This is a genomic window from Winogradskyella eximia (assembly GCF_003386165.1).
Taxonomy (GTDB): domain Bacteria; phylum Bacteroidota; class Bacteroidia; order Flavobacteriales; family Flavobacteriaceae; genus Winogradskyella; species Winogradskyella eximia.
The window spans coordinates 4,431-16,603 of sequence record NZ_QRDV01000011.1 but is presented as its reverse complement, the minus strand read 5'-3'; the positions used below and the strand labels follow the sequence as shown (position 1 = coordinate 16,603).

The 12,173-nt window shown below is 33.5% G+C and carries 9 protein-coding genes; 7 read left to right on the top strand and 2 right to left on the bottom strand.

The window, feature by feature from the left end:
* Positions 1–6 precede the first annotated feature (6 nt).
* Positions 7–2,481 carry a polysaccharide biosynthesis tyrosine autokinase gene (locus DFQ10_RS17800; protein ID WP_115818805.1) on the bottom strand — a complete coding sequence of 825 codons (2,475 nt, stop codon included), beginning with the start codon at positions 2,479–2,481 and terminating at the stop codon, positions 7–9.
* Positions 2,482–3,285 carry a polysaccharide biosynthesis/export family protein gene (locus tag DFQ10_RS17795; RefSeq protein ID WP_115818804.1) on the bottom strand — a complete coding sequence of 268 codons (804 nt, stop codon included), beginning with the start codon at positions 3,283–3,285 and terminating at the stop codon, positions 2,482–2,484.
* 100 nt (positions 3,286–3,385) lie between these two features.
* On the opposite strand from DFQ10_RS17795, the gene DFQ10_RS17790 reads away from it, so the two are divergent.
* From DFQ10_RS17790 to secA, 7 genes are all read left to right on the top strand, one after another.
* Positions 3,386–5,248, top strand: coding sequence for an ABC-F family ATP-binding cassette domain-containing protein (locus DFQ10_RS17790; RefSeq protein ID WP_115818803.1), 1,863 nt, complete (start codon positions 3,386–3,388; stop codon positions 5,246–5,248).
* 70 nt (positions 5,249–5,318) lie between these two features.
* Positions 5,319–6,089: an O-methyltransferase gene (locus tag DFQ10_RS17785; RefSeq protein WP_115818802.1), complete on the top strand. Its 771-nt coding sequence runs from the start codon at positions 5,319–5,321 to the stop codon at positions 6,087–6,089.
* A gap of 89 nt (positions 6,090–6,178) precedes the next feature.
* The gene (locus DFQ10_RS17780; RefSeq protein WP_115818801.1) at positions 6,179–6,868 is read left to right on the top strand and encodes an ABC transporter ATP-binding protein; all 690 of its coding nucleotides are present in this window, start codon (positions 6,179–6,181) and stop codon (positions 6,866–6,868) included.
* 37 nt (positions 6,869–6,905) lie between these two features.
* Positions 6,906–7,103 (top strand): hypothetical protein, encoded by a 198-nt coding sequence (locus DFQ10_RS17775; RefSeq protein WP_115818800.1) that lies wholly within the window; start codon positions 6,906–6,908, stop codon positions 7,101–7,103.
* Between the two features lie 131 nt (positions 7,104–7,234).
* A complete protein-coding gene (locus DFQ10_RS17770; RefSeq protein WP_115818799.1) occupies positions 7,235–7,807 on the top strand; it encodes a cob(I)yrinic acid a,c-diamide adenosyltransferase in 573 nt (190 codons plus the stop codon).
* A gap of 247 nt (positions 7,808–8,054) precedes the next feature.
* The gene (locus DFQ10_RS17765) at positions 8,055–8,276 is read left to right on the top strand and encodes a DUF2795 domain-containing protein (protein ID WP_008272287.1); all 222 of its coding nucleotides are present in this window, start codon (positions 8,055–8,057) and stop codon (positions 8,274–8,276) included.
* A 182-nt stretch (positions 8,277–8,458) separates the two neighbouring features.
* Positions 8,459–11,815 carry a preprotein translocase subunit SecA gene (gene secA, locus DFQ10_RS17760; RefSeq protein WP_115818798.1) on the top strand — a complete coding sequence of 1,119 codons (3,357 nt, stop codon included), beginning with the start codon at positions 8,459–8,461 and terminating at the stop codon, positions 11,813–11,815.
* Positions 11,816–12,173: the final 358 nt, after the last annotated feature.

Sequence of the window (12,173 nt, the reverse complement as noted above, 5' to 3'; positions counted from 1 at the left end):
ATGTAGTTAAATTCTTTTTAAGAAATCCTTAATCTTCTTAAGTAACGATGACTTATCTTTTTCGTGGTATGTGTTTCCATATACTCCGTAGCCGTAACCATAACCGTAACCGTAGCCATAACCATAATTACTATTATTCTTATGTCTATAAAAATTAAGTACAAAACTGACATTTTTAAGTTCACCTGTACGCTGTTTAGCATTAACTAATTGAAGCATCCCTTTCTTAGTATAATCTAATCTTACCATAAAAATAGTAGCGTCTGCATATTGTACTAATTCCAATGCATCAGTAACTAAACCTAAAGGAGGAGTATCTAATACAATCATATCGTACTCGTCTTTAAGTGTCATTATAAGTTCTTTTAATTTATCACTCATTAATAACTCTGATGGATTTGGAGGTATTGGACCTGAAGGAATGATATCTAAATTCTCAATATGTGTGTGCGTAACTACCTCTTCAAAGTTACTATCACCAATTAAATAATTAACAACACCTTTCTCATTAGTAATATTAAAATCATCAAAGATTTTTGGCTTCCTTAAATCTAGACCTAATAGAATTGTCTTTTTTCCTGAAAGCGCATATACCGTTGCAATATTAATCGATGTAAATGTTTTACCTTCTCCACTTACAGAAGACGTAACCATTAATGTATTTGCTTTAGTTTGAGAAGCACTCTTTTTAAAAACAAACTGTAAACTAGATCTAATAGCTCTAAAAGACTCTGCTACTGCAGACTTAGGTTTCTCAAAAGCTACCAAATTATTTTTGTATCGATATTTACCTATTAGTCCTAAAATTGGAATTTTAGACATTCTTGCAATTTCATCAGATCCATGAATGGTATTATCAAGCAGAAATACAATAAAGACTAAAAACATTGGACTAAAAAACCCAACCATTAAAGCCATCATGTAATTTAAAGACTTCTTTGGTCCTATTGGTGGATTACCAATATCTTTTGCTTCATCGATTACAGTGATATCACTAACATTTGCGGCCTTTACTATGGCAGCTTCACCTCGTTTTGCCATGTAAATATCAAAAGCTTCTTGACTTAAATCTAACTGGCGTTGAATCTTTAAAAACTCTTGCTGATCTTCTGGCAACTCACTCAACTTAGCCTCATAAGTAGCCGCGTTTCTATTAATAGTATTTAACTGAAAATTTATAGTCGCTTTGGTAGATTTTGTTGTTGCCAACAAAACATTCTTTTCCGCATCAATTCTACTATCAATTTCTTTTAATAAAACAGATCCTTCCTTAGTTGAGTTTTCAAGGTTTTGACGCTCAATAGATAAATTAGTGATTTTTGCTACACTATTTAAGATATTACTTTCATCTATCCCAACGGAAGTAGGTGCTGCAATCTGCGAATAATCTGTAGTTGTAGTTAAATAATTTTCTAATGAATTCAGGTAATTGAGCTTAGAATTTGCTTCTTCTTTTTGTAATTCAATATCTTTTAGCTTTTCGGATAATTGAGCCATTTCTTCATCTACACTAAAGATCTTATTTTTTTTCCTAAAAGTGTTCATCTTACCAGTCACATCTTTTAGGTTAAGATCTACAGCCCTTAAACTACTATCAATAAAGTTAATGGTATTAGTGGCATAAAGATTTTTTCGTTCTAACTCCGTTCTACTCAATATTGATGTTGTAGCATTTAAGAAATCAGCTATTCTAATTTTATTATTGCCAACAAGAGAAAGTCTTAAAACGGAAGAAGCAGCCGTATTATAAGGTCCTATTTTAATACTACGTTGGTAACTACTTACCACATTATCAAAATTCAAGAAACTTAAATAATACTCAGTTCCTTCAGAAAAATTAACTCTAGGATTTATTGTAAATTTCCCTGAAAGAAAGGGCAGTTCTATAGACTCACCAAACTTAAACGTTTGTCTAAATTCTCCCTGTGGCAGATTTACTTGAGTTTTAGATTTATCTTCATAAATCTGAGCTGTTTTAGTGGTTGCTTCCGAATTGGTATAAACCTCATATTCGCTATCATTCTTTTTTATAATACGAATAGGAAAATTTAAAACCTGAGGTTTAGACTTATTGATATCAAAAACAAATGGCGACCTACCGTAGATATCTATCTTGTTATACTCTCCTTGCTGTAGGTACTGAATGTAATATTCTAAACTATCTACAACAAGTTCATTGTGAGAACGTGTATTTATCGAGGTCATTACTTTGCCCACTTTACCAGAAACTCCTCCCCAATTAAATGAGATGCTTGTATTAGCTGTGAAAAATGGATTTTGGTCAGATTCTACAGTGATTAAAGAATCTAAACTGTATATATTTTGCTTTCTAACATTAATTAAATAGGCTACAATTAACGCTAAACCTACACACAGCAAAATGAATTTCCACAGATTTAATGCTTTAAATAAAAATCCTTTAAAATCAAATCCAAGAGATTTAGATTCTTGCTCGTCAATATCTATATAATTATCATCCATTTAATTCAAACGTGTAAAAAGTAAGATCCCTGTGGTAAGTAAAGAAAGTATAGATGCTATGGTAGCAATACTTGAAACAGCTGTTTCTCCTGTTCCTATTGATTTCTGCCTCAAAGGTTCTACATAAATTATATCGTTAGGTTGAATATAATAATATGGTGACTTCATTACATTAACATCTGTTAAATCCAAACTATGTATTTTTTGACCTTGAGGATATTGTCTTATTATTTTAACCTCTTTTCTATTTCCTGTTATTAAAATCTCACCAACATTTGCTATCGCTTCAAAAATATTTACACGTTCAGAAAACAACACCTGACTTCCTGGTCTTGCCACTTCACCATTTGCTGTATACCTTAAACCTGCTAGTTTTACCGTAACAAATATATTCGCTGTTTCCTTAAATTGATCTTCAAGTAATTTTTCTTCTATAATTTTTTCAATTTCTTCAGTCGTAAAACCTAAAACGTTAAGATGACCCAGTGTTGGTATTCTAATATTACCATGAAGATCTACAGTAAAACCATCAAAATAAGCACGTTCTGCACTATCTGCATTTAAACTAGTATCGCCAACTGGGTTGAGTATTTCTACCGTTTGTTGATCAATAGCCTTCACTCTTATATTAAGAATATCATTAATCTGCACTCTATAAGGTTTCTGAACTTCCGTCATGTTATTCGGAATGGTATCGTTAGCTGCACCTTCCTTAACCTGTAAATAAACTGTGTCTTTATGAGGGATACAAGACGAAACAATAACGCAACTCAAAACAATTATTAAAAGCTTAATATGCTTCATATATATAATGGATCTTTAGAGACAAATATAATGTATCAATAGTAATATCAAAACTATTAGTATTCTTTTTGGTTTATTTACGTTCTTTGTAAAAAAAAGTTTGAATTACCTCAACGTAGAAAATATATCTAAATCTTTTGGAGAGCTTGTACTCTTTAAAGATTTGTCATTTAGTATTCATAAAGATCAGAAGATTGCTTTTGTTGCTAAAAATGGAAGTGGAAAAACATCTATTCTAAATATTTTAGCAGGAAAAGATGCACCAGATGATGGACAAATAGTTATAAGAAAAGGGCTCAGATTAGCCTTTTTAGATCAAGAACCAGATTTAGATCCCAACCTTACACTTGAAGAAACTATTTTCGCTTCAGACATTCCGGTTTTAAAAATCATTGAAGCTTATGAAAATGCTTTAAAAAATCCTGAAGATGCTGAAGCTTACCAAAAAGCTTTTGAAGGTATGGATAGGTTTAATGCCTGGGAATTTGAAACCCAATACCAGCAAACCTTATCAAAACTAAAACTAGACGATCTTAGCTTAAAAGTGAGTACCCTTTCTGGTGGACAAAAAAAACGTTTAGCATTAGCCCAAGTCATATTAAGTAAACCAGACATTTTAATTCTCGATGAACCTACCAACCACCTCGATTTAGAAATGATTGAATGGTTAGAGGACTATTTTTCTAAAACACAACAAACTTTGTTTATGGTAACGCACGACCGTTATTTTCTTGAACGTGTTTGTAACGAAATTGTGGAATTAGATCATGGCGAATTACATACCTACAAAGGCAATTATTCTTACTATTTAGAAAAAAAAGAAGCCCGTATAGAAAACCAAGCTACCGAAGTTGGTAAAGCCAAACAGCTCTTTAAAAAAGAATTAGAATGGATGCGTCGCCAACCCAAAGCACGTACTACAAAATCTAAAAGTAGAATTGATGATTTCTCAGAAATAAAATCTAAAGCTCACCAACGTCGTAATGACCATAAGATAGAATTAGATATTAACATGGAACGTCTTGGTAGTAAAATCATAGAATTTCACAAAGTGTCTAAAGCATTTAAAGATAAGGTGATTTTAAAAGATTTTGAATACACCTTTAAAAAAGGCGAACGTATTGGTGTTATTGGTAAAAACGGAACCGGTAAATCGACGTTTCTTAACTTACTTACAGAAACACTTCAACCAGATAGCGGCAAAGTAGTGATTGGTGAAACCGTTAAAATTGGTTATTACACACAAGGTGGCATAAAAGCCAAACCCAACCAAAAAGTTATTGACGTCATTAAAGAATTTGGCGATTATATTCCATTAGCCAAAGGCAGACAAATTAGTGCACAGCAATTATTAGAAAAGTTTTTATTCGACAGAAAAAAACAATGGGATTTTGTTGAAAAATTAAGTGGTGGCGAACAAAAACGCTTATATCTATGTACGGTATTAATTCAGAATCCAAATGTTTTAATTTTAGATGAACCTACCAATGATTTAGATATTGTAACCCTAAATGTCCTAGAAGATTTCTTAATGGATTTCCCTGGAGTATTGCTAGTGGTTTCTCACGACCGTTACTTTATGGATAAAATTGTAGATCACATGTTTGTATTTAGAGGTGAAGGAGAGGTTGAAGATTTCCCAGGTAACTATTCAGATTTTAGAGCTTATGACTCTAGTCAAACCAAACAAGTTGAAGTTGTAGAAAAAATAGACAATACAAAATCTGAAAAACAAAACGAAGCCAATAAATTAGATTATAACGAACAAAAAGAGTACAAAAATTTAACCTCTAAAATTAGAGCTCTAGAATTAGATAAAGTAGCGTTAGAAGCTGAATTTACTAATCCAGAATTATCACAAGATGAGATTAGCAAGCTTTCTGAGAAATTACAAAATATTATTGATACTATTGAAGAAAAAGAAATGCGTTGGTTTGAATTGGCAGAGAAACTAGAAGGCTAATTTTTCATTTTGTAAAACCTAAAGTGCAACTGTAAAACTTACTATTTTATTTTTTATAATTAACAAATCTGTGTACCAAATAAAGGCCTACATAAAATTCTTATCAAAAGCATCTAATCAGCACGGAGTCCACTCCCCTTTTGTCTATAATTTTGTTACCAAATGTCTTTACAACAAAACAAAATTTGATGCTTACAAGAAACTCAAACAGTACAAAAAAGAGTTACTTCAATCAAACACAGTGTTACAAATCACAGATTTAGGTGAAGGCTCTAAGGTTTTAGATGCTAACCAGCGAAATGTTGGCAAAATGGCAAAAACCTCTAGCAGTTCTAAAAAAGATTCAGAACTTTTATATAGACTTTCAGACTACTTTAAATTTAAAACGGTATTAGAATTAGGCACCTCTTTAGGTATGGGAACTTATGCGCTATCCTTAGCAAACCCAACATCAAAAATTATAACTATTGAAGGTTGCCCAAACACTTCAAATTTTGCCCAATCGCAACTTAAAAACCATCACATTGGTAATGTTGAATTCCTAATAGGAAATTTCAGCAACACCATTCTTACTTTACAAAATAACAACTTCGATTTCATCTTCTTTGATGGACATCACAACAAAGAAGCGACCATTCAATATTTTGAGGCGTTATTGCCTAAAATTCATAATGAAACCGTTTTTGTTTTTGATGATATTTATTGGTCTGAAGGCATGACAGAAGCTTGGGAATACATTAAAAATCACAATGCCGTCACTGTAACCGTAGATGTTTTCCTTTTGGGTGTTGTTTTTTTCAGAAAAGAACAAGCCAAAGAACATTTTAAAATTAGATTGTAACAAGTCATCAATTTTAACGTCTTATCTATTGAACCGATTTTTAAATTCCCTTATCTTGCAAAAGATTTAAGCCATAACACCATTTAAATATGAGTGACAACGTCATTGAAATTAGAAACATCATTAGAGATTTTAAATTAGGACAAGAGGTTGTTCATGTTTTAAAAGGTATTGATTTAGATATTAAACGTGGTGAATATGTTGCTATTATGGGACCATCAGGCTCAGGTAAATCTACACTAATGAATTTATTAGGTTGTTTAGACACACCAACAGCAGGTTCTTACAACTTAAACGGAAATGATGTTAGCGAGATGACTGATGATGAACTTGCCGAAATTAGAAATACAGAAATAGGTTTCGTTTTTCAAACCTTTAATTTATTACCAAGAACAACAGCTTTAGATAATGTAGCCTTACCTATGGTATACGCTGGCGCATCTAAAAAAGAACGTCAAGAACGTGCTACAGAAGTTTTAAAAGATGTAGGCTTGGCTGACCGAATGGATCACAAACCCAATCAACTTTCTGGTGGACAAAGACAACGTGTGGCTGTTGGTCGTGCTTTGGTAAACAAACCTTCTATTATTCTGGCAGATGAGCCAACGGGTAACTTAGATTCTAAAACAGGTACTGAAATTATGGGTCTTTTTGATCAAATTCATGCCAACGGAAACACAGTTATTATGGTTACACACGAAGAAGATATTGCTGCACACGCCAAACGTGTTATCCGTTTACGAGATGGTGTTATTGAAAGTGACACTTTTAACCGATAGTCAGTTTTTAACTCAATTTTATTTTAATATTTAAGACATGCGAAAAGCTATTGGTTTTATTGTTTTAGGTCTTTTACTGAGTCTATTTGCAATAATACTTATCATTCTAATTTCGTATTATGCTATTAAACAAGATATTGACATCGTATATTATTTTCTTCTTATGCCTTCTATTGTATTAATCATCGGAGGCTTAATTTTAAGACATGGCATACGTCTTAAAAAGCAATCGTAATGCATTCATCCATCATTTAGACCTAGTTCTGCACCCTTCATTCTAGTATTGGCAGTTTTATGCAAAATTCATATTCAAACTTTTCTCTTTTCACTTATAACTTTTAACTCATAACTCTTAACTTTGTTTACATGAAAGTATACACAAAAACAGGAGACAAAGGCACAACTGCACTCTTTGGTGGCACAAGAGTTCCTAAACATCATATAAGAATAGAAAGTTACGGTACTATTGACGAGCTTAACTCACATATTGGGTTAATTAGAGATCAAGATATAGATCAGTTATATAAAAATACATTGATGCATATTCAAGATCGTTTATTTACGGTTGGTGCTATTTTAGCGACTGACCCAGAAAAGGCGACTCTAAAAAATGGAAAAGCACGACTAAACATTCCTAAGATAGCTAGCGAAGACATTGAGAAATTAGAAAAGGAAATGGACCTCATGGAAGATAGCTTACCTCCAATGACACACTTTGTGTTACCAGGTGGACATCAAACCGTGTCATTCTGTCACATTGCACGCACCGTTTGCCGTAGAGCCGAACGTTTGGCGTCTCATCTTAATGACTTAGAACCGTTTCAACCTGAAACTTTAATGTATATCAATCGACTTTCTGACTACCTTTTTGTATTGGCACGGAAGTTGTCACATGACTTACACGCTGAAGAGATTAAATGGATTCCTGAAAAGAATTAATAAGCTTGAAGCCTTTAGATTGTGAATAATGCAATATTCCGTCTAAATATGTTGAAAATTATACGTTCTTTTTATTAATGATTAAACATTTATAAGTGAACTTTGATTGATTCAAAATTCGCAAATATAAATGTTCAGCGCGACGAATAAATTAAAATATTTATCCTATGAGCTAATTAATTTGATTTTTTCTTGAATTGTTCAACTAAAAAATTATTTTTGCAAAAATTAAATTACACACGCAATTATGTATTGGACATTAGAATTAGCATCTTATTTAAGTGATGCACCTTGGCCGGCAACAAAAGATGAGCTTATTGACTACGCAATTAGAACAGGAGCTCCTTTAGAAGTAGTTGAAAATTTACAAGCAATAGAAGATGAAGGTGATTCTTACGATTCTATTGAAGAAATTTGGCCAGATTATCCTACTGATGAAGATTACCTCTGGAATGAGGATGAATATTAACATATAAAATTATCACAAAAAAGTCTCTTGCGTTATTATAACTGAGAGACTTTTTTTAGTTTTCGGAAGTTTTTACCGAAACATAACATATGCTCTAAAATTAAAAAACACGTTTTAGAACAACTAACTGAAATTAACAAAAAAAAGATTGACACCAATCAATCCGTTACAAATATTAAAATATGACATTTTTAGATAAAGTACTTAAAGTCTTTGTTGGAGATAAATCTAAACAAGATGTAAGTTCAATTAAACCTATCGTTGAAAAAATAAAAACGTTCGAAAAAGCTTTAGAGGCTTTATCTCACGACGAACTTAGGGCAAAAACAGCCGAATTTAAAGCTAAAATTGCTGAAGCCAGGCAACCACTTCAAACTAAAAAAGAAGATCTTTTAGCTAAAGCTCAAGTTACTGAAGATATTGACGAACGCGAAGACATGTATCTTGAAGTCGATAAAATCGATGACGAAATCTACGATGTTACTGAAGGTGTCTTAAATGATATTTTACCAGAAGCATTCGCTGTGGTTAAAGAAACAGCTAAACGTTTTGTACACAATACTCAGATTCCGGTAACAGCAAACGCTTTTGACCGTGAAATTTCTGGTGCGCATGATTATGTAACTTTAGAAGGAGACCAAGCCATTTGGGCTAACTCTTGGGATGCTGCTGGTAAACCAATTACTTGGGACATGATTCACTATGACGTTCAGTTAATTGGTGGTATTGCCATGCACCAAGGAAAAATCGCAGAGATGCAAACTGGTGAAGGTAAAACGTTGGTAGCAACGCTTCCTGTATATTTAAATGCATTAGCTGGTAAAGGTGTACACTTAGTAACGGTAAACGATTACTTAGCAAAACGTGATAGTGCGTGGATGGCACCAATATTTCAGTTTCATGGTATGAGTATTGATTGTATTGATTACCACACACCAAACTCAGACGCACGTCGTAAAGCCTACAACGCAGATATTACATACGGAACAAATAACGAATTTGGTTTCGATTACTTACGTGATAACATGGCACATTCCCCAGACGATTTAGTACAACGTCCACATCACTACGCTATTGTCGATGAGGTCGATTCTGTATTAGTCGATGATGCACGTACACCATTAATTATTTCTGGTCCTGTACCAAGAGGAGACGAGCACGAGTTTGATGCTTTAAAACCTAAAGTAAATGCCATTGAAGAAGTACAACGTAAATACTTAATAGGTGTTTTAGCAGAAGCTAAAAAGTTGATTGCTGCTGGTGATACTAAAGAAGGTGGTTTCCAATTATTAAGAGCTTACAGAGGTATTCCTAAAAATAAAGCATTAATTAAGTTTTTATCTGAAGAAGGTGTAAAACAATTGCTTCAAAAAACGGAAAACTACTACATGCAAGATAACAATAGAGAAATGCCTAAAGTAGATGAGGAACTCTATTATGTTATTGATGAAAAAAATAATCAGGTAGAGTTATCTGATAAAGGTGTTGAATTCTTATCTGGTGAAGACGATCCTAATTTCTTCGTAATGCCAGAAATAGGACTTGAAATCGCTAAGATTGAAGCTATGGGATTATCTTCTGAAGAAGAAGCCAATCTTAAAGAAGAATTATTTAGAGACTTCGGTATTAAATCAGAACGTATTCATACCCTTAACCAATTACTTAAAGCATACGCTTTGTTCGAAAAAGACAATCAGTATGTGGTAATGGATAATAAAGTAATGATCGTTGATGAGCAAACGGGTCGTATTATGGATGGTCGTCGTTATTCAGACGGTTTACACCAAGCGATTGAAGCTAAAGAAAATGTAAAAATTGAGGCGGCTACGCAAACTTTTGCAACGGTAACCCTTCAAAATTACTTTAGAATGTACCGTAAACTGTCTGGTATGACAGGTACTGCGGTTACAGAAGCTGGCGAACTTTGGGAAATCTACAAATTAGATGTGGTAGAAATTCCAACCAACAGACCAATCGCTAGAGATGATAGAGACGATTTAGTTTACAAAACGAAACGTGAAAAATACAATGCTGTTATTGATGAAGTGGTCAACCTATCTAATGCAGGTCGTCCTGTATTAATTGGTACCACTAACGTTGAGATTTCTGAGCTTTTAGGAAAAATGTTAAGCATCAGAAAAATAGACCATAACGTCTTAAACGCAAAACAGCACAAAAAAGAAGCAGAAATTGTTGCACAAGCTGGTAATGCTGGCCAAGTAACTATTGCTACTAACATGGCTGGTCGTGGTACCGATATTAAGTTAAGCGAAGAAGTTAAAGCCGCAGGTGGTTTAGCCATTGTAGGTACTGAGCGTCACGATTCGCGTCGTGTAGACAGACAGTTACGTGGTAGAGCTGGTCGTCAAGGAGATCCAGGAAGTTCACAGTTCTATGTGTCTTTAGAAGATAACCTAATGCGTCTATTCGGTTCTGAGCGTATTGCTAAGATGATGGATAGAATGGGCTTAAAAGAAGGTGAAGTGATACAACACGGCATGATTTCTAAGTCTATTGAACGTGCACAGAAAAAAGTGGAAGAGAATAACTTTGGTGTGCGTAAGCGTTTATTAGAATATGATGATGTGATGAACGCACAACGTGAAGTGATTTACAAACGTCGTCGTAACGCCTTACATGGTGAACGTCTTAGAGTAGATTTAGCAAATATGATTTTTGATACCTCTGAAGGTATTGCAAATAACAATAAAGATGCTAACGATTTTAAAAACTTTGAGTTTGAATTGATCCGTTACTTCTCAATGGCCTCTCCCCTTTCTGAAGCAGAATTCGGAAAAATGAATGCTACTGATATTGCTGGTACAATTTACAAAGCAGCCTTTAAGCACTATCGCGAAAAGATGCAACGTAATGCTGATTTAGCATTTCCGGTGATTGAAAACGTGTATAACACGCAACGCGATCGTTTTAAACGTATTGTGGTGCCATTTACAGATGGTGTAAAGAATTTACAAGTCGTTACCGATTTAGAGAAAGCTTACGAAACTAAAGGAACGCAGTTAATTAATGATTTTGAAAAGAACATTACATTAGCCATTGTAGATGATGCTTGGAAAGTACATTTACGTAAAATGGATGAATTAAAGCAGTCTGTTCAGTTAGCGGTTCACGAGCAGAAAGATCCATTATTAATTTATAAGTTTGAGTCTTTTGAATTGTTTAAAGCGATGATTGACCAAGTGAATAAAGATGTTATCTCATTCTTATTTAAAGGGGAAATTCCACAAGAAACAGCAAATACGATTCAAGAAGCAAAACAACGTAAGCAAGAAAAATTAGAAACTCAAAAAGATGAGATTCCTAATTTAGATGAACGTTCTTCTCAAAACAGACAAGCTGGACAAGGAGCATCACAACAACAGCAACAAGTTGTTGAAACTATTGTGAGAGACCAACCAAAAATTGGACGTAACGATAAAGTGACCATTAAACATGTGATGAGTGGTGAAACTAAAGATGTAAAATACAAACAAGCCATTCCTTTAATTGCTAAAGGCGAATGGGTACTTGTTGAGTAATAAATGTCTGCAAAAGCAGTCATCTCATTAATAAAATCTAAAAATCCTGATGTTAACGCATCAGGATTTTTTTTGTGATCTACTTCAACATAAACCAAACCCACAACGTCAGGTCGAGTGAAATTTCTTTTTTCTGAAATTTTGTATCGAGAAGCTTTAACAACAACCAAGGTTCTCGATACAATTTACCCATGCTTTACAAATCACTCAAACTGACGTAAACCTTAATATTAAAATAATCCACAAAACATAAATTGAACCCACAACGTCACTTCGAGTGAAATTTCTTTTTTCTGAAATTTTGTATCGAGAAGATTTAAGAGTAAACAAGGTTCTCGATACTATTTGCTCATGCTTC

Excerpts from the sequence above, each read along its gene's own strand:
- DFQ10_RS17800 (WP_115818805.1), bottom strand. The coding sequence starts at position 2,481 with ATGGATGATAATTATATAGATATTGACGAGCAAGAATCTAAATCTCTT.
- DFQ10_RS17795 (WP_115818804.1), bottom strand. The coding sequence starts at position 3,285 with ATGAAGCATATTAAGCTTTTAATAATTGTTTTGAGTTGCGTTATTGTT.
- DFQ10_RS17780 (WP_115818801.1), top strand. The coding sequence starts at position 6,179 with ATGAGTGACAACGTCATTGAAATTAGAAACATCATTAGAGATTTTAAA.
- DFQ10_RS17775 (WP_115818800.1), top strand. The coding sequence starts at position 6,906 with ATGCGAAAAGCTATTGGTTTTATTGTTTTAGGTCTTTTACTGAGTCTA.
- DFQ10_RS17770 (WP_115818799.1), top strand. The coding sequence starts at position 7,235 with ATGAAAGTATACACAAAAACAGGAGACAAAGGCACAACTGCACTCTTT.
- DFQ10_RS17765 (WP_008272287.1), top strand. The coding sequence starts at position 8,055 with ATGTATTGGACATTAGAATTAGCATCTTATTTAAGTGATGCACCTTGG.
- secA (WP_115818798.1), top strand. The coding sequence starts at position 8,459 with ATGACATTTTTAGATAAAGTACTTAAAGTCTTTGTTGGAGATAAATCT.